This window comes from Acinetobacter sp. YH12105, assembly GCF_013419095.1.
Lineage (GTDB): Bacteria > Pseudomonadota > Gammaproteobacteria > Pseudomonadales > Moraxellaceae > Acinetobacter > Acinetobacter pseudolwoffii.
This window is the reverse complement of the sequence record NZ_VPAU01000024.1, coordinates 21,880-44,252: the sequence shown is the minus strand read 5'-3', so window position 1 is coordinate 44,252 and position 22,373 is coordinate 21,880. Positions and strand designations below refer to the sequence as shown.

Here is a 22,373-nt window from a genome sequence, read left to right as displayed (position 1 = left end):
AAAGTAACTTAGACCAGTGTTGATCATTCAGCATTGTACGAGGCATAGCGAGAAGTAAATTTGGTTTGGCGATTAAATTTTACTTTCTCGCTATTTTTTTGAACAGAAAATGTCAACAGACCCTAATGGAATGACTTTAAATTCACTTTTATAACTAAGCAAAGCCACAATTAATCAGAAATTATGATAAGATCAGCTTTCTTAAAAAATGTGTTTTTTATAAAGATGAATTGCTTAGGTAATTTTTACTGTCTTTAGCACATTTTATTATTTTTTCTTTTTTTTAATTCACATCCTATTTTGAACAGATTTTTAATCGCTCAATTTAGGATTGTATTTGCTTATCTTTATAATGCTTATATTTCAAATCCTAAATTGTGACACTCAAAATTGGAGAGGTAATTAAGAACTCAAAACTAATGGAGATAGCAATGGATCGAATTGCAATTATTGGTGCTGGCCCAAGTGGCATGGCCCAATTAAGAGCGTTTCAGTCAGCAAAGGCCAAAGGTCTACAAGTTCCTGAAATTGTATGTTTCGAAAAACAAAATGATTGGGGCGGGCTATGGAACTATACTTGGCGCACTGGTATAGATGAACATGGGGAACCTGTCCACGGCAGTATGTACCGCTATTTATGGTCAAATGGCCCCAAAGAAGCGCTAGAATTTGCCGATTATACTTTTGATGAACATTTCAAAAAACCAATCGCTTCATATCCACCACGTGCAGTACTGTGGGATTACATCAAAGGCCGTGCAGAAAAAGCACAGGTCAAAGATTTAGTTCGTTTCAATAGTGCCGTTCAGCATATTGCCTATGATGAAACAACGCAAAAATTCACGGTAGATGTCGAAGATTATACACAACAACAGCATTATTCAGAACAATTTGATTATGTTGTCGTTGCATCTGGACACTTCTCTACCCCACGCGTTCCTGTTTATGAAGGCTTTGATCAATTCCATGGTCGCATTTTACACGCACACGACTTCCGTGATGCGCTGGAATTTAAAGGCAAGTCTGTGTTATTGGTTGGCAGCAGCTACTCTGCCGAAGACATTGGTTCGCAATGTTATAAATACGGTGCTAAGCAAATTTACAGTTGCTATCGTAGTAAAGCCATGGGCTTTAAATGGCCTAAAAACTGGTCTGAAAAGCCACAATTACTGCGTGTAGATGAAAATACTGCTTATTTTAGTGATGGAACATCTGCCAAAATTGATGCCATTATTTTATGCACAGGCTATTTGCACCACTTCCCATTTATTGAAGATAACCTACGCCTCAGAACACATAACTGCCTTTATCCGCAGGGTTTATATCAGGGTGTGGTGTGGGAAAAGAATCCTCGCTTGTTCTACTTGGGCATGCAAGATCAATGGTACACCTTCAATATGTTCGATGCGCAAGCATGGTTTGTCCGTGATGTGATTTTGGGCAAAATTGCTTTACCAAGCACGGCAGAAATGCAGAGCCATACGCAGACCTTACATCAAAAAGAGCAGCGCCTATTGAACGATGAACAATCTGCCCGCTTCCAAGGTGACTACATCAAACGCCTGATTGCGCAGACGGACTATCCATCATTCAATATTGATGCAGTGCATGATATTTTCATGCAATGGAAAAAGCATAAAAAAGAAAACATTATGGGCTTTAGAGATAAAGTCTATCGCTCAGTAATGACTGGAAAAATGGCTAAGCCACATCACACGCCATGGTTATATGCGCTAGATGATTCTTTAGAAAACTATTTGGAAGATGAAGCACAACGTGAAGCGATGTAAGGCTTAATCACAAAAAGCCACACAATACGCAGCAAAATAGCCAACAAGCCCCATAAGTTATGGTCATGGGGTTTGTTGTTTGGACTGCCACCACTCTCCGAGACAAATAAGGCCGTACAGCCTTTACGACGTAACAACCCTGATGAACATGAACCTCTCGAAGCAAAGAAAGAAATCCTTTGCCTTAAAGCACCGAACGTTTCAATTGCTTCGGTCGCTTTGCAACATGGATTGAATACAAATCTTGTATCCAAATGGATTCGCTTAATTGATGGTAAGCCAGGGAATGATCGCTCACCACTACCGAATAAACCTGCATTTATTGCCTTATCTTGCTCTGCACCATTAGATCCTACTCCTACTGACATGTTAACGGTTCAAATTACTTTACCCCACTCAAAAGCAGAAATTGGCTTGAAATGGCAAGTATCAGAAATATCTGCTTTAGCAGAATTACTCAAGGCACTTGCAACATGATCCATATCGATGAAATCTGGCTCTCTACCCAGCCGATGGACATGCGTGCGGGTATGGATACTGCCATGGCTCAGGTGCTGAGAGCCTTTGGCTCGATCAAACCGCATTGCGCCTACCTGTTCTGTAATAAGCGTGGCCATCGCATGAAAGTGCTGGTGCATGATGGATTGGGCATCTGGCTGTGTGCCCGGCGGCTGGAACAGGGTAAATTTCACTGGGCTCAGATTCACCAGGGTGAAACCGTAGCCCTCAGCCCAGAGCAGTTGCAGGCACTGATCCAGGGTTTACCCTGGCAGAGAATTGGACGACAGCAGGTGGTGACGATGCTCTAAACCAGGCTCGTACATTCTGCTATTCTCCAAACGTTCTATTTCATTCTCTTCATGACCTCAGGCATACTGCGGTCATGAAAACGCTGCCTGATTTAAACCAACTGACCCATGAGCAACTGCTGGAATTTACCCGGCAATTGGCGATGCAGCATCAGTCTTTGGCACAATCAAATCAGCAATTAGATGCCAAAGTTCAACATCTGGAAGTCACCAATCAACAATTAGATGGCAAAGTTCAACATCTGGAAGCATGCAACCAACATCTCTCTATTCTCACTCAAAAATACGAGCATGAACTGGCTCTGTTTAAAAAGCACAAATTCGTCCAAAAGAATGAACACCTAACAGCAAAACAAATCCATCTGTGGGACGAAGCAGTCGAAGAGGATATCGCAGCCGTTGATCTGGAACTGGAGCGGCTGAATGCAGATAAAACTGATGCAGCGACACAGAAAGCCACAGTCAACAAACCTAAACGTCGACTGCTGCCAGATCATCTACACACCATCCGTATTGAGCATGAACCTGCATCAACCCAATGCAGTTGTGGCTGCCAGTTACGTCGTATCGGCGAAGATATCAGTGAAAAACTGCATTTCAGACCGGCACAGTTCTACAAGGAACAGCATGTCCGTGGCAAATGGGTCTGTGATCAGTGCGACACTCTGACTCAGCAAGCGATGCCTGCCTATGTGATTGATAAAGGCATTGCTTCACCTGAATTGCTCAGCCATGTGCTGGTATCGAAGTATGCCGATCATTTGCCGCTGTACCGTCAGCGCCTGATCTATCAGCGGGCGGGCATTGATCTGTCCAGATCTACTTTATCTGACTGGATTGGTTGCTGCGGTGTGGAACTGGAACCTCTGGCCAATGCCTTAAAACAGGTGGTGCTGCAACAGCGGGTGATCCATGCCGATGAAACGCCGGTCACCATCATGCGGATGGGTGATGATGAGAAAAAACCGAAGAAAGGTTATGTCTGGGCCTATGCCACTACACAGTACAATCCAGTTCAAGCGGTGATCTATGACTTTCAGGATAGCCGTTCAGGTCAGCATGCTGAAGAGTTCCTGAATGGCTGGCAGGGTCATCTGGTCTGTGATGATTACAGTGGTTATAAAGCACGCTTTAAATCAGGCCAGGTCATTGAGGTGGGCTGCATGGCACATGCACGTCGTAAATTTCATGAACTGCATGTGACCGGGAAAAGTCAGATCGCTGAACAGGCATTAGTGCTGATTCAGAAACTGTATGCCATAGAAGCAGAACTCAGGAAAAAGACCGATGGTACAGCAGAACATCGCCGCGAATACCGGCAACAGCATAGCCAAACGGTGATGCAACAACTGTATGAATGGCTCAGCCAACATTATCTGGCGGTGCCATCGAGTTCTCCAACTGCCAAGGCGATCAATTACAGCCTAAAACGTTGGCAGGCACTCTGCCGCTATCTGAATGATGGCAATTTGCCTATAGATATGAGCAGCATTGCTGCGCAAGGGATTGAAAATCAGATGCGCCCCTGGGCGTTGGGACGTAAGAACTGGCTGTTTGCTGGCTCGCTGCGCAGCGGCCAACGAGCTGCCAATATCATGACTTTAATCCAGTCAGCAAAGCTGAATGGACTGGATCCGTATGCCTATTTAAGTGATGTGCTGAAAAGGCTGCCGACGCATAAAGTCACCCAAATAGAAGAATTACTGCCACACCGCTGGAAATCCGACCAAAATTAAAAAATAGGTATGGGGTTCAGCGGACGCTTACCCGACACCAAACAGCCCTGCTGCAAAACCAGCAAAAGCACCGATGACTAAAAAGGTTATAAGTTCCACAATAGACTAACTTTAAAAAATGAAAGGATTAAGGCGTTGAATTAAGCGTGTTCCAACTGACCCACTTGATGATAAGCACGGTTAAAATACACCAGGCTTTCTTCTTGATCGCTTTGTTGAACTTGAAGCACACGACACATGAAAATACTGTGTGTACCCACTTGCTGAATGTCCTGAATTTCACAGTCAAAACTGACCAAGGCATCTTGCAAAATAGGTGAACCAGTTTCCAACGCACTCCACTCACCTAAGTTGAAACGCTCTTCAGAACTGAATTTACTTGAAGCAAAAGCATTTGAAAGCTGTTCATGCTGAGTACTTAGTACGTTTACAGCCAAGACTTTATTTTCAACAAAATGGGCATGTGAACGGGAGGATTGATTCATACAGACCAATAACGTTGGCGGTGTATCCGTCACGCTACATACGGCAGATGCAGTAAATCCATGCATACCTGCTTTACTCGCAGTCGTAATAACATTCACTGCTGTGGTGAGTAAAGACATTGCATTTCTAAAGTCTGTTGCTTCAATCATCTCTTTCATCTCAAATGTACATATCACGTGCTCGTGCTTTAAGTAGAACAAATCATCTTGCAATAATTTGCCCCTGCTTCGCACGAGACTACGTTTGATTAAGCTTCTAGCTCTTTACGAACAATGGCAGCACCTGCGCTTAAAGCCTCAAGCTTGCCACGTGCAACTTGGCGAGAAAGTGGTGTCATACCACAGTTGGTTGAAGGATAGAGTTTATCTGCATCAACAAATTGAAGTGCTTTACGTAAGGTATTCGCCACTTCTTCTGCAGTTTCAACTTTGCTAGTTGCTACATCAATGGCACCCACCATCACTTTCTTACCACGGATCAATTCAATCAAATCCATTGGTACACGTGAGTTTTGGCATTCAAGTGAAATAATATCGAGCTTAGATTGTTGTAGTTTCGGGAATGACTCTTCGTATTGACGCCATTCATTACCTAAAGTTTGTTTCCAATCTGTATTGGCTTTAATGCCGTAACCATAGCAAATATGAACTGCAGTTTCACATTTTAGACCTTCAAGTGCACGTTCTAAGGTTGGTACACCCCAGTCATTCACTTCATCAAAGAATACGTTAAACGCAGGTTCATCAAATTGGATAATGTCTACGCCTGCTGCTTCAAGTTCTAAAGCTTCTTGGTTCAAAATTTTGGCAAATTCCCAAGCCAGTTTTTCACGGCTCTTGTAGTGTCCGTCAAAAAGTGTATCAATCATGGTCATTGGACCAGGCAACGCCCATTTAATTGGCTGACTGGTTTGGCTGCGTAAAAATTTCGCATCGTCTACAAACACTGCTTTTTTACGAGAAACTTCACCCACAACTGAAGGTACACTTGCATCATAACGATTACGAATACGCATGGTTTCACGCTTTTCGAAATCTACACCTTCAAGATGTTCAATAAACGTGGTTACAAAGTGCTGACGGGTTTGCTCACCATCACTCACGATATCGATACCTGCAGTGACTTGCTCATGTAATGATAATTTCAAAGCATCACGTTTAGCTTCTAATAATTCTTCGCCTTCAAGCTTCCATGCAGACCATAATTTTTCAGGTTCAGCTAACCAAGACGGTTTTGGCAAGCTACCCGCAGTTGAAGTTGGGAGTAAAAGTTTCGGTTGTGTAAGCGCCATGTCTAATCTTCTTTGTCTAAATTCGTAAATCTGTTTATCAATTTAATGGATTAAGCAGCTGTTTCGACTTCGAAATTTGCAGCCCATTCATTTAAAATGTCTTGATAAGGCTTAATGAAGTTTTCTTCCGTCCATTTACCTTGTTTAACTGCAAGCTCACCACGTTCCACACGGTCATAGACCACACGTGTAAGTGAATAATCGCCATAGCTTAGACTTGGTTGATACACCACACCTGCAGGAGAGTTGGTGTTGTAAATTTCAGGACGATAGATCCGTTGGAAACTTTCCATGGTCGCAATAGCACTGATCAATTCAAAATCAGTATAATCACGGACTAAATCGCCAGCGAAATAGAATGCTAATGGTGCATTACCACCTTCTGGTTTAAAGTAGCGTACACGTAAACCCATTTTGGCAAAATATTCATCGGTACGTGAATATTCATCATTTTTGTATTCCACACCCAAAATAGGATGTACGTTGGCTGTACGGAAATACGTTTTAGAGGTTGAAACGCTTAAGCAAATGACAGGTTGTTTTTTAAATTCTGCTTTAAATACATCTGAATTGACTAAATGTTGATAAAGCTTGCCATGTAGATTGCCAAAATCTTCAGGTTTTTCACCTACACCACAACCCAATTGTGGCAATACCACGCTGAAGTCGTAATCACGCACATAAGATGAGAAGCTATTGCCGATCATGCCTTCAATACGCTCACCTGTTTGATGGTCAATCACAACACTTTTAAGTGTTTCAATAAATGGGAAAGTTTGACCATTACCTTCAATATCAATTTCCGCAGAAATAATGTCAATCTCAAGTGAATAGCGATCACCTTTCGGGTTATCAACGGTTGCCAAGCTATTAAAACGGTTGTTGATCATCGCAAGGGTACGACGCAAGTTTTCTTCACGGCTTTCCCCACGTGCCAAATTGGCAAAGTTTGTGGTTAAACGTGTGTTTTCTGCTGGTGTATAATTCTCATCAAAACGGATACGTTTAATTGAACACTCAAATGCTGTACTCATGGAGATTGCCACCTAAAAATTTTATAAAAAGTTAAATTTCTGAATGGCTATATTTAAACGTGAATAAGAAAGTGAGTAAAACGATATAAATTCAGCTTAAGATGAGAAATACTCATCTTAATAAATTAAAGATGCTGAGGATTTTTAGTTATTCAGTAAGCTAAGCGGCTATCTAAAATCTTTATCTGAAATTGGTAATGTTTTTTGCAACTCTACCAAAGATAGAACCGTACCGGGTTTGTCGGAGACTCAATATTCTGAGAGACTATTCCGATGACAAAATTAAAATATACCCCTGAAATCAGAGAAAGAGCGGTTCAATTACTAATTGAATCTGAAAAAGATTATCCTTCTACTTGGGCTGCAATCACAGCAATTGCGCCTAAGATTGGTTGTACTCCTGAAACACTTCGTGCCTGGCATCAAAAGCATTTAGATCAGCAAAATCCTATTAAAGTACAACAGATATCTGATCAAGAAAAAATGAAGCAAATGGAACGTGAAATTAAAGAATTAAAGCGTGCCAATGAAATTCTACGTAAAGCAGCCGCTTTTTTCGCCCAGGCGGAGCTCGACCGCCCATACAAATAATGGTGGATTTTATCCATAACAATAAAGATCGATATGGTGTTGATGCGATTTGTAGGATTTTACCGATCGCAGCTTCAACCTATTACCGGACTTTAGATCTCACAGTAAATCCAGAACATCGAGCGAAACGAGATCTACATGATGAGCATCATGCTGAACAAATTAAACGAATTTGGAAGGAAAGTTTAGGTCGATATGGTGTACGTAAAGTTTGGCAAAAATTGAAACGTGAAGGCTATGTTATTGCACGTTGTACAGTTGCTCGATTGATGCAGAAGCTAGATATACAAGGTGTTTGGCGTGGTAAGAACAAACACACTACCCGCAACCGAGATGATCAAAAACGAGCAGATGATTTAGTGAAACGTAATTTTAGTGCTGATCGACCTGACCAATTATGGGTCAGTGACTTTACGTATATTCAAACTCATTCAGGCTGGGTCTATACCGCCTTTATTATTGATGTGTTCTCACGAGCAATTGTTGGATGGAAAGTATCTACACGGATGAATACAGATATGGTGCTCGATGCATTGGAGCAAGCATTGCACGATCGAGGCATGCCAAAGAATGTGATTCATCATTCCGACAGGGGTGTGCAATATCTTTCGATTCGCTATACCAATCGTTTAGAAGCAGCAAATTTACGAGCATCAGTCGGTACAACTGGTGATTCATACGATAATGCTTTGGCTGAAACGGTGAATGGCTTATACAAAACAGAGGTGATTGAATATTTAAAAGCAGATTGGCAAGGTTTAGCAGATGTACAACTTGCGACACTAAACTGGGTAGATTGGTTCAATAAAAAGCGTGTACACAGTGCACTGGGTTACAAGTCGCCTTTTGAGTTTGAAGCAATGTACTATGATAAGATTAACCCGTTAGGTCAGGTGGCCTAACTTAAATAAAAAAGTCTCCGACAAACCCGGTACGGTTCATTTCGTATTCGCTATTTCCATAAGGTTACCCTAATTCTTGTATCGCTCCTGACATAATAACATAACTAATAAGTAACCATGAATCATAGAGCAGAAATGTGAATAGTCATAACATGGGGTTACACTTCAAATGCCAATTTAAGACTTGCAAAATTAATGGTTAATTAATTGGTTACTAAGGACTAGCCAATCTAAATATAAATTTTATTTAACAATTACTTATAGAAATATGTGATGCGTATGATACGCATCATATGAAAATTGCTTAAATTTGCTATAATTGAATTGCGCAGTGTCATTTGTGGTTAGGTTAAATATTCATGAGTCTTACGGAAATTAAGGTACGCCAGGCTAAACCAAAGGAAAAAGTCTATTTTCTGGCAGATGATGACGGCTTAAGTTTAAAGATAGAACCAAATGGACGTAAATCTTGGAGTTACCGCTATTCACTTGTAGGGACAAATAAACGTCCTCGCATGAAGTTGGGCGAATATCCTGTAATGTCCTTGAAAGAGGCCAGATCAGTCCGGGATGAATATAAATTTAATGATTATCAAAATAAACTGCTGCATAAAAAAGACATCAAAACTTTTCAGGATATTTGTGAAGAGTGGTTAGAATTTAAAATTAAAAATTCCTTTGAAGATGAACCACGATGCGGTGTAATTCAGCTTGCAAAAAAATGTTTAGATCAGGATATTTATCCAAATATTGGACTAACGCCATTTATTGAAGTTAAAAGATATGATCTGGTTAAGGTTATTAAAAATATAGAATCTAGAAATGTAAAAGAACCTGTAAAGAAAGCTTACAGTTATTTAAATCAGATTTATGATTATGCTGTAGCAATGGGGTATTGTGAATATAATATTGCAAATGGGCTTCATAAAATATTAGTTAATAATAAGATTAAGAAAAATTATCCTCATTTGAACTCAGATGAACTATCTAATTTCTTAGCTAGATTGAATCAGATTAATACAGATCCTATCATTAAAAAAGCCCTATTATTTAAGTTATATACAGGCGTACGTGGTGGAGAATTACTGCTTTCTGAACCACATCACTTCGATCTGGATAAAAGAATATGGAAAATACCGGCCTTACATATTAAACAATATAGAAGAAAAGTTATTTTAGGTCATGATATTCCTGACTTTTTAGTTCCACTATCTGATCAAGCACTTGAAGTTGTGAAATCAGCACTCGCTTGGTCTCATGGCGAAAAATATGTATTTTCTAGCCCCCGTAATAATCATAAACCTATTCATTTTAATACCCTGAACTTGATTATTAGAAAAATGGGATATACTAAAAATGAACTATCATCTCATGGTTTACGCTCAACATTTAGTACCATATTAAATGAATCTGGTTTATTTCAATCAAATTGGATTGAAGCACAACTATCTCATACTGATAAAAATAAAACCCGTGCAAGTTATAATCATGCAGAATATTTCAATCAGCGCGTGGAAATGATGCAATGGTGGGGAGATTTTATTGATAGTTGTACTGTATAGTTAATGGTTATGAAATCCAAGTTTTAATTAGAATATATTAGTAAATATATAAAATTAGATTCAAGCATTATTAAGACTGAAATATTGTAAAGTAAACTACTTATATTCTGTATTATTTATTTTATACGATTTATAAGAGCCTTAGTTTTTTAATATATTAACCATGATCTATTGACAGAAAACTAGTAAAGTAAATGCCCGCTGAAACTAATTATCCGTGATTTGAGTTATTTAATGCTCTAGTAAAACAGCATTAAATAACCCGATCACGGCATCGAGTGTGGTCAGATCTATGATGAAACTCGGCTAACCAAAAATATTGTATTGGAACTAAAATGCCCTATAGATGGCAGTATAGGGCATCTAAATTACTGAACGTTAACTACGATCTTGCCGATTTGGGCATTTGTTTCCATGTATTTATGAGCTTCTTGGATATTCTCAAAATTAAAGACTTGGTCAATTAAAGGTGATAACTGACCTGACTCCAAACCACGATAAACAAATTGTTTTGCCTGTTCTAGCGCATTGGAATCAGTGGTAATTTCAAAGAGCTCATAACCACGTAATGTTAAATGTTTGCCTAAAACATCCATAACACTCATTTGGATATCACGTGTATCAAGCGCACCATATTGGAAGAATGTGCCTTGTTTAGCCATAGCTTGCATGATTTTACCTACAGCTGGACCACCTACAGGATCAAACACCATATTTACCCCCTGGTGATTGGTAATACGATTCAATTCATTTACTAAATCTTGCTCCTCAGTAGCGATCACATATTTAGCCCCTAGATCTATCAGTTGCTGCTTTTTAGCACTAGTACGAGTTAATGCGATTGGGGTAGCGCCTAACATATTAGTAATTTGAATTGCTGCCACGCCAACACTGCTAGATGCAGCACCAATAACAACATATTGGTCTTTCTGTAAGTTGCCAAAATGTACTAATGCACCATAAGCCGTCACAAACATCATCCAGCTTGCAGCCGCTTGTTGGAATGTCAAATCTTTAGGATGTTTTACAACAGCATGGACTGGCAGATTGATGAGTTCTGCGTATGTACCATATTCATCAAAACCAAAAGATGGAATGACACTCACTGCATCGCCAATACTAAACTCTGAAACACCTTCGCCAATCGCTGTAACGATACCTGCGGCTTCATAGCCAAGTACAGAAGGAAAAGTGGGTTCAATCACATAATTACCGGTACGGTACATGATTTCAGCCCGATTTAAGCCGATCGCATGGACTGCCATTTGTACTTCACGTGCTTTGGGAGCAGGAATTTCTAGATCTTCAATTTGTAGGACCTCAGCACCACCGATAGCACGCATCACCACAGTTTTAGACATGTTTCTTTTCCATATGTTTAACAGATGGAATTAGCATAGTGGTTCAAACAGATCAGATAAATAAACAATCTATTTATAGATTGGTTCTATTTTTTATCACAATCTCTTGCAAATATCCTTTCAATCCAATCTATAAAGACTTGCATACGTGCAGGTAAATGTTCACGGTGAGTGTAGAGCAAAGAAATAGGTTTAGGCATATTTTGATAAGTTGATAACACTTCAATGAGTTGGCCATTCTCGAGATAGGGCTGTATTGCATGACGAACCCCTTGAATTAAGCCCAAACCATGTAAGGCTGCGCTTAAAAATGATTCTGAATCATTGACTAAAATACTTGAATCCAATTTATATTCTTCAAGTTTCTGATTCACAATAAATTGCCAATTCATAACCTTACGTTGTTTACCGCTAAAATAATTGATGGCTTGATGGTGTTTTAGATCATCTAAGGTATGCGGTGTGCCATATTTTTTTAAATAAGAAGGGGCAGCACAAGTGATCATTTCAACTTGTCCAAGTGATTTTGCAATGAGGGTTGAGTCATCTAAGTAGCCGAGTCGAATTGCAAAATCGACACCTTGATCAATGAGATCCACTAAGGAATCAGAGGATTCTAGAATCAACTCGATATTTGGATATTGTTGTTTAAACTCTGCCAAATGAGGAATCAGAATGGCTTTGGCAATGGTGATGGGTACGTTGATGCGCAGTTTACCCGATATATTTTGAGTCTGTAGATTTGGCTGAAAGCTATTAAAAATAGCATCGAAGTCTTTAAGGAGTTGCAATGCTTTGTGATAGAAAGCTTCACCTTCTAAAGTCATGCTGACTTTACGGGTGGTTCTATTGAGTAATCTCACCCCCAATTCATGTTCAAGCTGTTTGATGGCTTTGGAAATCAGTGGACGATGCACACCCAATGTCTCAGCAGTGTGAGTAAAGCTTTGGGTTTCAACCACACGCACATATATCTGTAACTTCTGCAAATGATCCATTTAATTTTGCCATTCATTGAATATCGAAATTATAACAAATGGCTGATTTAAAGGTCTTATTCGAACGACATGATGTTTAGCCGTCCGATCAGGGATGGTCATGAATACAGAAAAAAATTAATCTTCAATCAGGTCAATTTTGAATGATAAAAAATATTTCACCTGCTTATGCAATGAACTTTACCCAAAGTTTAACTATATTGATTACGATATTGGCTCGGTGTAACGTTAAACCAACGCTTAAATGCGCGTCTAAAGTTAGAACTGTCATGATAGTTTAATAGCGTTGCAATCGCATCGACAGATAAAGTACTGTCTGTTAAATAACGACGTGCTTGCTCCGACAAAATTGCATCTCGAATCTCCCTAAAGCTTGTGCCATCTGCGGCAAGTTGACGTGCCAATGTCCGTTTACTCATAAACAATGCCGCTGCAATTTGGTCTTCACTCAGTTCATGTAGCGAACTCGACAGCATCATTTTTTTTATCATATACACATAGCTTTGCTTGCCCGGTTTGAGCTGCTGTAGCATGCTTTCGCATTGTTGCATCGCGAGTAAATAACTGTCTTGATTGGCCGAGGCATTCGGAATGTGACATAGACTGAAAGGAAAGGTGGCTTTGATTGCAGGTGCGGAAAAAGAATAAGCGCCCGATAAATACTGCGCATAGGCTTGGTGATAGTCGGGTTCTGCGTGCGCAAAACAGATTTGAGCGTCATGGAGAGGGCGTCCAACAATAAATTCAGCACACTCAAATAAAATCACGGCACAGGTTTCAGCCAATAGACGATGCACCTGTTCAGACAGTTGAAAATCAAAATACAGTGATATATTGACTGAATGTTCGGTGTATTCAAGATTTAAACGTGCAAAGCTGATACGGGTGGGAATAAATTCCTGAAATGCTTTCAGTGCTATCAATAAATTTGGGCTACTGTTGACCAAGAATCCCATGGCACCATGTACTGAATAGCCACCGATTTTGTAGACACTCTTTAGTTTAATATTTTAATACGCTAGTTAATCGTAAACTAGAATATGGAGATCTTAAGTTTCTCTCGGCAATTTAAATGAAAAGAAACGGGAGTTAATAGTATGAGTCAAGACCCTAAAAAATGTCCTGTTACCCACCTGACTACTGAAGCTGGTGCCCCTGTGGTCGACAATCAGAACAGTATGACGGCAGGTGCGCGTGGACCTTTACTTGCCCAGGATTTATGGCTGAATGAAAAACTGGCCAACTTTGTCCGTGAAGTGATTCCAGAGCGTCGTATGCATGCCAAAGGTTCAGGTGCTTTCGGTACCTTTACCGTGACCAATGATATTACCCAATATAGCCGCGCTAAAATTTTCTCTGAAGTCGGCAAAAAAACCGAAATGTTTGCGCGTTTCTCAACGGTGGCGGGTGAACGTGGTGCGGCCGATGCAGAACGTGATATTCGCGGTTTTGCCCTGAAATTCTATACTGAAGAAGGCAACTGGGATCTAGTTGGCAACAATACTCCGGTATTTTTCCTGCGGGATGCCCGCAAGTTCCCTGACCTGAATAAAGCAGTCAAACGTGACCCGAAAACCAACAAGCGCAGTGCCACCAATAACTGGGATTTCTGGACATTATTGCCTGAAGCCTTGCATCAGGTGACCATTGTCATGTCGGATCGCGGTATTCCTGCTGGCTACCGTCATATGCATGGTTTTGGCAGCCATACCTTCAGTTTTATCAATGCCCAAAATGAACGCTTCTGGGTGAAATTCCATATGCGTACCCAGCAAGGCATCCAGAACCTGACCGATGCTGAAGCAGCAGACTTGATTGCCAAAGACCGTGAAAGCAGCCAGACCGACCTGTTTGATGCCATCGAACGTGGCGACTATCCAAAATGGAAAATGTACGTTCAAGTCATGCCAGAACTGGAAGCCGAAACAGTGCCTTATCATCCATTTGACCTGACCAAAGTCTGGCCGAAGGGCGATTATCCACTGATTGAAGTCGGTGAATTTGAGCTGAACCGCAATCCGGAAAACTATTTCCAGGATGTAGAACAGGCAGCCTTTGCACCTAGTAATCTTGTACCGGGCATCAGCTACTCACCGGACCGTATGTTACAGGCACGTTTAGTGAATTATGCCGACGCAGCGCGTTACCGTGTTGGTGTAAATCATTCACAGGTTCCGGTCAATGCTGCACGCTGCCCTGTAAACTCTAATCGTCGTGATGGTCAGGGCCGCATGGATGGCAACTATGGTTCATTGCCACATTATGAACCGAACAGTTTTAACCAGTGGCAGGAACAACCTCAGTTTAAAGAACCAGCATTAAAGATTACCGGTGATGCTGATTTCTGGGACTTCCGTGAAGATGACAATGATTACTTCAGCCAGCCACGTGCCCTGTTCAATTTGATGAATGATGAGCAGAAACAGGCCCTGTTTAATAACACGGCCGCAGCGATGGGTGATGCGCTAGATTTCATCAAATACCGTCATATCCGCAACTGTTATGCTTGCGATCCAGCTTATGGGCAAGGCGTTGCTAAGGCCTTAGGTATGACTGTAGCAGATGCTCAAGCGGCACGTGAAACAGATCCTGCTAAAGGTTTGCCAAGCTTTCTTTAATTTATTTTACTTTCTCTTCCTCTTTTAAGGGGGAGAGGAGGTAAACTATGGAATATAGCATAAGAAGGTGAAAACCTTATGCCATAAATTCTCTATTAAGGATCATAAAGAAAAACTAAGATTTCTCTTTCAGAATTTGTGAAAAAATTTTAACTTTTTCTAATGTGGCGTCTACACCTTGCTTAAAAAAGGTATCCACCAGTGCCGAACCGATCACCACCAGATCAACTTTATTGGCTAAGGCTTTCACATGACTTTCATCTTTAATCCCAAAGCCAATAGCAATCGGGATATTAAAAATTGGTTTGATTTCAGCAATCTTTTTTTCAAGATTGGTCAGATTTAAAGTACCGCCGGTGAGACCATTTTCCGCAACATGATATAAAAATCCTGTCGCACTGGCTGAGATTTGTTTCAATCGCTCAACTGGAGTAGTGGGTGCGCTCATTGCAATTAAATGCATATTTTTTTCATTTAATATCTGTTTAAATTTTTCCCGATATTCATAAGGGGCATCTAGGATCAGAATCCCCTCAATCAAATTTTCGGTATCCGCAACCAGCTTCTCGAAACCATATTGTATGATCGGGTTTAAATAGGTCATTAAAATAATCGGGGTGGTTTCATCCTGTAAACGGATAGCTTTCACGAGCTCAATGGTTCGATGCACGGTCTGACCAGAAGCGAGTGCTCTAACATGAGCAGCCTGGATGGTCTCTCCATCGGCCACAGGATCAGAAAATGGGATGCCCACTTCGATGATATCAGCTCCAGCTTGACCCAATTGACTAAATAGACGATAACTTTCATTAAAATCAGGATCTCCGGCAGTAAAATAACAGACTAAACCACTGCGATTTTCCTGTTTTAATTGCATTAGTTTTTGATCTAAACGGTTCATGCGCGTGCTCCTGCAAGATACTTTTTGACTGTGTCTAAGTCTTTGTCACCTCGACCGCTTAAATTGATGATAATTGTCTGTTCCGGATGCATTTCTTTCGCAAGTTTGATGGCATAGGCAATAGCATGAGAACTTTCCAGCGCTGGGATAATGCCCTCTTGCTGGCTCAGTAGTTGAAAGGCATGTACAGCCTCTTCATCTTTGACTGCTGCATAAGTCACGCGGCTTGTTTCAAACAGGATGCAATGCTCAGGGCCAACCCCAGGGTAATCCAGTCCTGCGGATATGGAATGTCCCTCTAGAATTTGCCCGTCTGAATCTTGCAGTAAGTAAGTCAAATTACCATGCAAGACGCCGACTCGACCTTTGGAAATCGAGGCAGCATGTTCATGACTATCAGTGCCTTTCCCGCCAGCTTCAATTCCAAACATTTTGACATTGGTATCCTCTAGAAAGGGGTGCATGAGTCCTAATGCATTGGAACCCCCACCGACACAAGCAACCAAAGCATCTGGGAGTTTATTTTCTTTAAGAAGAATCTGGTTTCTGGCTTCGATGCCAATAATTTTCTGGAACTCTCTCACAATAGTCGGGTAGGGATGCGGGCCAGCACCAGTTCCTAGCAGATAGTAAGTCGTGTCGACATGACTGATCCAGTCACGTAAGGCTTCATTCATAGCATCTTTCAGGGTTCCACGGCCTTTTTTTACGCCTTGTACTTCAGCACCAAGTAATTTCATACGTTCAACATTCGGTTGCTGACGTTGAATATCTGTTTTACCCATATAGATCGTGCATTTCATCTTAAAGAGTGCACAGACGATTGCTGTGGCAACACCATGCTGTCCTGCACCTGTTTCAGCAATGATTCTGGTTTTACCCATGAATTTAGCCAATAATATTTGCCCCACACAGTTATTGATCTTATGGGCGCCGGTATGGTTCAAATCTTCTCGCTTGAGATATATTTTGGCTCCCCCTGCGTAGGAAGTTAGATTTTTTGCATAGAATAGCGGGCTAGGGCGACCCACGAAGTCGGTTAAAATCTGTCGATATTCAGCCCAAAATTCAGGTTGATTCCGTATGGTATTAAAGGCTTGTTCTAAATCTTGTAGAGCTGGCATCAGGCTTTCAGGCATATAGCAGCCACCAAATTTACCGAAAAAACCACCTTGATCAGGACCCTGACCGATATAAGGAGTTGTCATTGTCTTTCTCTTAAAATTTCAACATTGATTGGATCTTAAAAGATTTCCATTTTCCTGATAATTGATATATTTTTGATTTATGATGTTAGAAAAATTTACAGCATGAAACGTAGAACCTTACCGCCCTTAAATTCACTTAAAGCATTTGAAGCGGTCGCTAGACATCAAAGCTTCAGCTTGGCTGCGGAAGAACTGTGTGTCACTCATAGTGCAATCAGCCATCAAATCAAACAGCTCGAAGAATGGTTGGATAAAAAATTATTTATTCGGCATTCATCAACGATTACTCTCACTCAGGATGCAGAAGACTTATCCCGTCTTTGTACTCACTTCTTCAATGAGCTGGAAGAATGTGTATTTGAATTAACTCACAAAGCGTCAGAAGTAGAAATCGTAATCGGTGCCTCTCATAGCTTTATGGCGAACTGGTTAATTCCACGACTGGAAAAACTAGAGAGCCTTTATCCTAATATCTCTATTAAATTGATGACCTGTAACGACCTAAAGCTACTGGAAAAAGAAAAAATTGATATTTTTATCAATAGTTTGAATGTAGATGAAATGCTGCCTAAGTTTTTGGATAAATTTCTTTTATTTCCGGACAACATGGGACCAGTTTGTAAAGGTGAAAGCTATGCTCTCACTAGTATTCATGATCTTTTTGAGCACCCATTACTTCACACTTATTCCAATAAGAATGCCTGGCAGATCTGGTTTGAACGATCCCATCTAAACCTTGAGACTAAATCGAATGATCGATATTTTGATCGTCTCAATTTAATGATAGAGGCGGCTGTTTCAGGATTGGGGATTGCTATAGCGCCCCAGATTTTGGTAGAAAAGGAAATATTAAGTGGCAGAATTATTGCGCCGTTTGAATTTACCTATTGCAACTTTGACTTCTATGCAATCGTTAGGAAAAATAATTCAAATCAAGAGATTATCAATATTGTAAATTGGTTACAGACCCAATGTTGAGAGGATCCCAATCAAAAGCCATTTCTATCGCTTCTTATTCTCAAGTGAAAATACCCTATCTTTAGTGTGAAAGAGGACTCCACCCGACAGTCAGGGTGGAGGTGAATTTCACGAATTTTTTTGGTGTTTTTTCAGTGCAATATGATAGAATAATTTTCATTAAGTTTCTGTATCTAAATAGCTTTAATGCGAAATGAAGATCAACAAAGCGTACAAATTTAGGCTTGAGCCTAATGCAGAGCAGGAGCTTGTTTTAAACAAGTTGCTTGGCTCTGCACGTTTTGTTTGGAATCAAATTTTAGCTGTATCATTTGAGATGCTTGCTAGAAATGAGCGAATCAACAAAGTTAATTTAGTCAATAAAATTCCTGAATTACGCAAAAAACCTGAATGTGCTTTTTTAGAAAACAGCTCGAATGGCGTTTCACTTCAACAAAAAGTCCGTGATCTTGGTGATGCTTGGGCTAAATTTTTTGATAAAAAAGAACAAGCCAAGTTAAAGCAAAAACCATTCAAAGCGAAGAAGCCAAAATTCTTTAAATTGACCGATGGCAGTGAAATTCAGCTTAGACCACTCATGCCAAGATTTAAAAAGAAATCTGATGGTTATGATTCAATCCGTATTGTTCAATTTGGCAGATATTGTTGGGTTAAAGGTAATCAGGTTAAGTTGCCTAATGACATTGGCGTTGTGAAATTCAGAAAATCACAAGATATTTTAGGCGAGATTAAGAACGTCACAATCTCAAAGCATGTTGGTAAGTGGTATATCTCTTTTGGTGTTGAAAACACAATAGACGCACCAATCCATCCATCGAAATCAGCGATTGGCATTGATTTAGGTGTTAAAAAGTTAATTACAGCGTCTAGTGGTCAGGTATTCGACCCGATCAATAGTTTTAAAGCCAATCAGGTAAAAATAGCCAAATTCCAACGCAAGTTGAGAAAGAAAACCAAGTTCAGCCAAAATTGGAAAAAGCTCAATTTAAAGATCAATAAACTGCACCATCATATTGCCAATATTCGGCATGACTACTTGCATAAAGTCACCACAACTCTCAGCAAAAAACACGCAATGATCGTAGTTGAGGACTTAAAGGTAGCCAATATGTCGAAATCAGCACAAGGCTCAATCGAGAAAAAAGGAAAGAATGTGAAAGCCAAGTCAGGCTTGAACAAGTCAATCCTAGATCAAGGTTGGTCAATGCTTGTTGGCATGTTGGGGTACAAACAGCAATGGCGAGGTGGTTTACTCGTTAAAATTGACCCTAGATATACAAGTCAGACTTGTAGCTCATGCGGTCACATTGCAAAGGAAAATAGGCTCACTCAGGCAAAGTTTGAGTGTGTTTCGTGTGGATATGTTGCGAATGCAGATATTAACGCTTCTCGCAACATTTTAGCGGTAGGACATACCGTTTTGTCTGTGGAGGGTCGATGCGGTAAAGGTCGCCCTGCGAAGCAGAAAGCAAGCGAAATCCGTGAGGAAGTCGCCTAAGAGCTTTTGCTTTTAGAATCCCCCACTTGAGGTAAAGCGAAAGTGGTGGGAGTATGTCAACAAGAATAGACCAATACCGCCGCAGAGCTGGGCAATAATTTCGAGCACAATTTCCCCAAGGTGTTTTTAGCATCAGCATACCGTCTGATCTAGGCGATGTCATTAACAACAATCCCAGGCATAGGCTTTGGTAGCAGGTATTTGGACCACACGCTGAGATCGAAGGCCCGATAGGACAGCAACAAAATACAATCCACGCAAAAAATCACAAAATCTTCATCTTCGTTTTTTTAAGATGAGTTTGGTCAGCTTGATCTGACCCAGACAGAGAGAGATAGCGTTAAATTTTATCGCTCAATTTTTATTTTAAAAATGAAAGTAAACAGAGGTATGTGGTGCGTCAAGTAATTGAATATGTGGGAGCAGATCTGTCAAGGATCATTGAAATGGCCTGGGAAGATCGCACCCCATTTGAAGCCATCCAGCGTGAGTTTGGCTTGAATGAAACTGCAGTGATTCGCTTGATGCGGAAAAATATGAAAGCATCAAGTTTTAAAATGTGGCGTGAACGAGTCACCGGCCGAAAAACTAAACATCTGCAACTGCGTTCCCCCGATGTCATTCGGGCTTATTGTGCGCGGCAGTATAAACGTTTCTAAGCGCTTTGTTTTGAACGCCGTTTGGACTCACGTTTACATCGTTCAGAACAGTATCTGACTTCCTCCCAGCAGCGTTGCCATTTTTTGCGCCAAGTAAAAAGGCGCAAGCAGTGAATACAGGTTTTTTCAGGGAGATGCTGTTTTTTCATGGTTTATAACTCATCTATCTGGCTAAGAAGCTGTTGGGCATGGGTGGATTATTTGTTCCGCAACTTTAAGTTTATCCCGCTGCCGATAGAAATCACTAGAAATCGTCCTCACGTGAACGCAAGTTCATTTATCTAGCTAAAATCTTACTCATTTTATAAGCCTTATTTTTAATGATTTCTTAACTCATAAACGATGTGAAAATTATGTGATTTTAATCAAAAAGATACAAATTATTATAGTTGTAATTCAGGCAGCCTGCGCCTAGTATCTTCCATGAAGTTACTCCATGTAAGCTTCCTTAGTTTTGTCCCATACACCCCTCTGTATGGGATTTTTTTTAATCCGGGGATTGTCATGAGCATGCATTCAAAAGCATATATTTTTAGACAGCAGCAATTGCTGGTGGATGATCATTTCCAGTTGCCGCAAGTGGAAAGACTGCAGCACGACCTGAACCTGTCGGAAAATGGCCAGGTCATTGCACGGGATCTAAAAGAAGATGAACCAGTACCCGAGGGTTATCAACTGATCCCGATTCGGCAACTGGTGCAGGTCTGGAGCAGGCCGCAGTTTGAACAGGCCAGCCGTGCCGTACAGTTACTGGAGTGGCGCCGTAATCACTGCTTTTGCAGCAAATGTGGCCATGCCACCCAGCAGCACGCCAGCCAGTATGCCATGGTCTGTCCATCTTGTGGCTATAACCAGTATCCCCGGGTGAATCCCTGCGTGATTACCATCATCACCCGGGGTATAGATGAAATTCTGCTGGCGAAAAATGCCCGCAATAAAACCCAGATGTACAGCCTGATTGCTGGATTTGTTGAAGTCGGCGAAACCTTGGAGGAGGCAGTACGCCGTGAGACGCAGGAAGAAGTCGGCCTGCAGATCAAGAATATTCAATATCTGGCCAGCCAGCCGTGGCCGTTTCCCAGCAACCTGATGATGGCCTTCAGGGCAGAGTATCACTCGGGTGAGATTCAGATTCAGGAAGATGAACTGAGCGACGTGCAATTTTTCAAGTTTGATCAGTTACCTGAGATTCCCTTCAAGGGCAGTATCGCTTATGCCATGATTCAGCATGTGATGCATGATACCCCTGTAGCAGATGACAGCAAAGAATGGCTTTAACCTAGAAAATAGCCTAGGGCTTTTCAGCAGCACGCCTGCTAGATCACATGATTTTGTCTTCACGCTTTGTTCACATCCACCTGGGTTATCTTAGTCCTGAAATCATTCAAGGCTTAAAAATGAATACTCTATTCAAGTCAGTTTTTGCGGTTACGGCACTGACCCTCATGAGCTTAAGCATGCTGACTCGAGCGGAAACGGTTGCGCCTCAGGCAGTCGATCAGGTGGATATCCAGCAGTATGCAGGCAAGTGGTATGAAATTTCGCATTTACCGATGTATTTTCAGCGTAAATGTGTATCGGATATCTCTGCACAATATGAGGTCAATGCCGATCAGACCATGAGTGTGTTAAATAGTTGTCGGATTGCCAATGGTGAGATGATTAGCTCTGAAGGAGTGGCTTATCCGCAAAATAAGGGCAACAGTAAACTCAAGGTCAGCTTTTTACCTCCAGGTTTAAGGTGGATCCCGTTTACTAAAGGTCATTACTGGGTATTACGCGTGGATCCAGAATATAAAGTGGCACTGGTCGGTGGACCAAGTAACAAATACCTGTGGATTTTGTCGCGTGAACCACAACTGGACGAAGCAACTTATCAGTCCTATCTGGAGACTGCGAGACACTATGGCTACGACATCACAAAGTTAATCAAATTACCGCATTAATCTGC

21 protein-coding genes and 1 other annotated feature are annotated in these 22,373 nt (G+C 41.0%); of the genes, 12 read left to right on the top strand and 9 right to left on the bottom strand.

Annotation, left to right across the window (positions count from 1 at the left end; all coding sequences use genetic code 11):
* Positions 1-431: 431 nt before the first annotated feature.
* From FTU44_RS13895 to FTU44_RS13880, 4 genes are all read left to right on the top strand, one after another.
* Positions 432-1,790, top strand: coding sequence for an NAD(P)-binding domain-containing protein (locus FTU44_RS13895; RefSeq protein ID WP_159516660.1), 1,359 nt, complete (start codon positions 432-434; stop codon positions 1,788-1,790).
* A 72-nt stretch (positions 1,791-1,862) separates the two neighbouring features.
* The gene (locus FTU44_RS15250; protein WP_227523651.1) at positions 1,863-2,267 is read left to right on the top strand and encodes an IS66 family insertion sequence element accessory protein TnpB; all 405 of its coding nucleotides are present in this window, start codon (positions 1,863-1,865) and stop codon (positions 2,265-2,267) included.
* Positions 2,210-2,599, top strand: coding sequence for an IS66 family insertion sequence element accessory protein TnpB (tnpB, locus tag FTU44_RS13885; RefSeq protein WP_141667068.1), 390 nt, complete (start codon positions 2,210-2,212; stop codon positions 2,597-2,599). Before FTU44_RS15250 ends, tnpB begins: the two co-directional genes overlap by 58 nt.
* A gap of 74 nt (positions 2,600-2,673) precedes the next feature.
* Positions 2,674-4,335, top strand: coding sequence for an IS66 family transposase (locus FTU44_RS13880; protein ID WP_180051155.1), 1,662 nt, complete (start codon positions 2,674-2,676; stop codon positions 4,333-4,335).
* Between the two features lie 140 nt (positions 4,336-4,475).
* Here FTU44_RS13880 and FTU44_RS13875 read toward each other — a convergent pair whose 3' ends face one another.
* The 3 genes from FTU44_RS13875 to FTU44_RS13865 form a co-directional block, all read right to left on the bottom strand.
* Complete coding sequence (locus FTU44_RS13875) at positions 4,476-4,970, bottom strand: flavin reductase (protein ID WP_005093807.1); 495 nt, start codon at positions 4,968-4,970, stop codon at positions 4,476-4,478.
* Between the two features lie 98 nt (positions 4,971-5,068).
* On the bottom strand, positions 5,069-6,112 hold the full coding sequence (locus tag FTU44_RS13870) for a methionine synthase (RefSeq protein WP_004733166.1): 1,044 nt from the start codon (positions 6,110-6,112) through the stop codon (positions 5,069-5,071).
* A 50-nt stretch (positions 6,113-6,162) separates the two neighbouring features.
* The gene (locus tag FTU44_RS13865; RefSeq protein ID WP_159138861.1) at positions 6,163-7,146 is read right to left on the bottom strand and encodes a putative oxygenase MesX; all 984 of its coding nucleotides are present in this window, start codon (positions 7,144-7,146) and stop codon (positions 6,163-6,165) included.
* Between the two features lie 273 nt (positions 7,147-7,419).
* Here FTU44_RS13865 and FTU44_RS13860 point away from each other — a divergent pair.
* Positions 7,420-8,639, top strand: a protein-coding gene (locus FTU44_RS13860; protein WP_180051153.1) for an IS3 family transposase whose coding sequence is annotated in 2 segments (ribosomal slippage) — positions 7,420-7,696 and positions 7,696-8,639 — 1,221 coding nt in all. Because the reading frame shifts where the segments join, the coding sequence is not laid out codon by codon here.
* Positions 7,695-7,811: a sequence feature (AL1L pseudoknot), on the top strand. (Overlaps the previous gene by 117 nt.)
* A gap of 359 nt (positions 8,640-8,998) precedes the next feature.
* Complete coding sequence (locus FTU44_RS13855; RefSeq protein ID WP_159138989.1) at positions 8,999-10,201, top strand: integrase arm-type DNA-binding domain-containing protein; 1,203 nt, start codon at positions 8,999-9,001, stop codon at positions 10,199-10,201.
* Between the two features lie 368 nt (positions 10,202-10,569).
* Here the strand turns inward: FTU44_RS13855 and FTU44_RS13850 are convergent, their stop codons facing one another.
* From FTU44_RS13850 to FTU44_RS13840, 3 genes are all read right to left on the bottom strand, one after another.
* Positions 10,570-11,562 (bottom strand): zinc-dependent alcohol dehydrogenase family protein, encoded by a 993-nt coding sequence (locus tag FTU44_RS13850; RefSeq protein ID WP_159138988.1) that lies wholly within the window; start codon positions 11,560-11,562, stop codon positions 10,570-10,572.
* Between the two features lie 86 nt (positions 11,563-11,648).
* Positions 11,649-12,560: a LysR family transcriptional regulator gene (locus FTU44_RS13845; RefSeq protein ID WP_100535562.1), complete on the bottom strand. Its 912-nt coding sequence runs from the start codon at positions 12,558-12,560 to the stop codon at positions 11,649-11,651.
* A gap of 191 nt (positions 12,561-12,751) precedes the next feature.
* Positions 12,752-13,516: an AraC family transcriptional regulator gene (locus FTU44_RS13840; RefSeq protein WP_100535561.1), complete on the bottom strand. Its 765-nt coding sequence runs from the start codon at positions 13,514-13,516 to the stop codon at positions 12,752-12,754.
* Between the two features lie 141 nt (positions 13,517-13,657).
* Between FTU44_RS13840 and FTU44_RS13835 the strand changes: the two genes are divergently transcribed.
* Positions 13,658-15,178, top strand: coding sequence for a catalase (locus tag FTU44_RS13835; RefSeq protein WP_049590605.1), 1,521 nt, complete (start codon positions 13,658-13,660; stop codon positions 15,176-15,178).
* 115 nt (positions 15,179-15,293) lie between these two features.
* Here the strand turns inward: FTU44_RS13835 and trpA are convergent, their stop codons facing one another.
* Together trpA and trpB are read right to left on the bottom strand one after the other, a co-directional pair.
* Positions 15,294-16,079 carry a tryptophan synthase subunit alpha gene (gene trpA / locus FTU44_RS13830; RefSeq protein WP_180000711.1) on the bottom strand — a complete coding sequence of 262 codons (786 nt, stop codon included), beginning with the start codon at positions 16,077-16,079 and terminating at the stop codon, positions 15,294-15,296.
* Positions 16,076-17,287 (bottom strand): tryptophan synthase subunit beta, encoded by a 1,212-nt coding sequence (gene trpB, locus FTU44_RS13825; RefSeq protein WP_100535558.1) that lies wholly within the window; start codon positions 17,285-17,287, stop codon positions 16,076-16,078. Before trpB ends, trpA begins: the two co-directional genes overlap by 4 nt.
* Before the next feature lie 102 nt (positions 17,288-17,389).
* On the opposite strand from trpB, the gene FTU44_RS13820 reads away from it, so the two are divergent.
* From FTU44_RS13820 to FTU44_RS13810, 3 genes are all read left to right on the top strand, one after another.
* Positions 17,390-18,265: a LysR substrate-binding domain-containing protein gene (locus FTU44_RS13820; protein WP_100535557.1), complete on the top strand. Its 876-nt coding sequence runs from the start codon at positions 17,390-17,392 to the stop codon at positions 18,263-18,265.
* 193 nt (positions 18,266-18,458) lie between these two features.
* Positions 18,459-19,763, top strand: coding sequence for an RNA-guided endonuclease TnpB family protein (locus FTU44_RS13815; RefSeq protein ID WP_159138905.1), 1,305 nt, complete (start codon positions 18,459-18,461; stop codon positions 19,761-19,763).
* A 407-nt stretch (positions 19,764-20,170) separates the two neighbouring features.
* Positions 20,171-20,422: a TIGR03643 family protein gene (locus FTU44_RS13810; RefSeq protein WP_373683532.1), complete on the top strand. Its 252-nt coding sequence runs from the start codon at positions 20,171-20,173 to the stop codon at positions 20,420-20,422.
* Here the strand turns inward: FTU44_RS13810 and FTU44_RS13805 are convergent.
* Positions 20,419-20,571, bottom strand: a complete 153-nt coding sequence (locus FTU44_RS13805) for a DUF2256 domain-containing protein (RefSeq protein ID WP_100535555.1) — start codon at positions 20,569-20,571, stop codon at positions 20,419-20,421. The genes FTU44_RS13810 and FTU44_RS13805 overlap by 4 nt on opposite strands.
* Before the next feature lie 355 nt (positions 20,572-20,926).
* Between FTU44_RS13805 and nudC the strand changes: the two genes are divergently transcribed.
* Together nudC and FTU44_RS13795 are read left to right on the top strand one after the other, a co-directional pair.
* Positions 20,927-21,700 (top strand): NAD(+) diphosphatase, encoded by a 774-nt coding sequence (gene nudC / locus FTU44_RS13800; protein WP_180000466.1) that lies wholly within the window; start codon positions 20,927-20,929, stop codon positions 21,698-21,700.
* A gap of 119 nt (positions 21,701-21,819) precedes the next feature.
* Positions 21,820-22,368 carry a lipocalin family protein gene (locus FTU44_RS13795; RefSeq protein ID WP_100535594.1) on the top strand — a complete coding sequence of 183 codons (549 nt, stop codon included), beginning with the start codon at positions 21,820-21,822 and terminating at the stop codon, positions 22,366-22,368.
* Positions 22,369-22,373 lie beyond the last annotated feature (5 nt).

Bases quoted from the DNA above. Each gene is read 5' to 3' on its own strand.
- FTU44_RS13895 (WP_159516660.1), top strand. From the start codon at position 432: ATGGATCGAATTGCAATTATTGGTGCTGGCCCAAGTGGCATGGCCCAA.
- tnpB (WP_141667068.1), top strand. From the start codon at position 2,210: ATGGCAAGTATCAGAAATATCTGCTTTAGCAGAATTACTCAAGGCACT.
- FTU44_RS13880 (WP_180051155.1), top strand. From the start codon at position 2,674: ATGAAAACGCTGCCTGATTTAAACCAACTGACCCATGAGCAACTGCTG.
- FTU44_RS13875 (WP_005093807.1), bottom strand. From the start codon at position 4,970: ATGATTGAAGCAACAGACTTTAGAAATGCAATGTCTTTACTCACCACA.
- FTU44_RS13870 (WP_004733166.1), bottom strand. From the start codon at position 6,112: ATGGCGCTTACACAACCGAAACTTTTACTCCCAACTTCAACTGCGGGT.
- FTU44_RS13865 (WP_159138861.1), bottom strand. From the start codon at position 7,146: ATGAGTACAGCATTTGAGTGTTCAATTAAACGTATCCGTTTTGATGAG.
- FTU44_RS13855 (WP_159138989.1), top strand. From the start codon at position 8,999: ATGAGTCTTACGGAAATTAAGGTACGCCAGGCTAAACCAAAGGAAAAA.
- FTU44_RS13850 (WP_159138988.1), bottom strand. From the start codon at position 11,562: ATGTCTAAAACTGTGGTGATGCGTGCTATCGGTGGTGCTGAGGTCCTA.
- FTU44_RS13845 (WP_100535562.1), bottom strand. From the start codon at position 12,560: ATGGATCATTTGCAGAAGTTACAGATATATGTGCGTGTGGTTGAAACC.
- FTU44_RS13840 (WP_100535561.1), bottom strand. From the start codon at position 13,516: ATGGGATTCTTGGTCAACAGTAGCCCAAATTTATTGATAGCACTGAAA.
- FTU44_RS13835 (WP_049590605.1), top strand. From the start codon at position 13,658: ATGAGTCAAGACCCTAAAAAATGTCCTGTTACCCACCTGACTACTGAA.
- trpA (WP_180000711.1), bottom strand. From the start codon at position 16,079: ATGAACCGTTTAGATCAAAAACTAATGCAATTAAAACAGGAAAATCGC.
- trpB (WP_100535558.1), bottom strand. From the start codon at position 17,287: ATGACAACTCCTTATATCGGTCAGGGTCCTGATCAAGGTGGTTTTTTC.
- FTU44_RS13820 (WP_100535557.1), top strand. From the start codon at position 17,390: ATGAAACGTAGAACCTTACCGCCCTTAAATTCACTTAAAGCATTTGAA.
- FTU44_RS13815 (WP_159138905.1), top strand. From the start codon at position 18,459: ATGAAGATCAACAAAGCGTACAAATTTAGGCTTGAGCCTAATGCAGAG.
- FTU44_RS13805 (WP_100535555.1), bottom strand. From the start codon at position 20,571: ATGAAAAAACAGCATCTCCCTGAAAAAACCTGTATTCACTGCTTGCGC.
- nudC (WP_180000466.1), top strand. From the start codon at position 20,927: ATGAGCATGCATTCAAAAGCATATATTTTTAGACAGCAGCAATTGCTG.
- FTU44_RS13795 (WP_100535594.1), top strand. From the start codon at position 21,820: ATGAATACTCTATTCAAGTCAGTTTTTGCGGTTACGGCACTGACCCTC.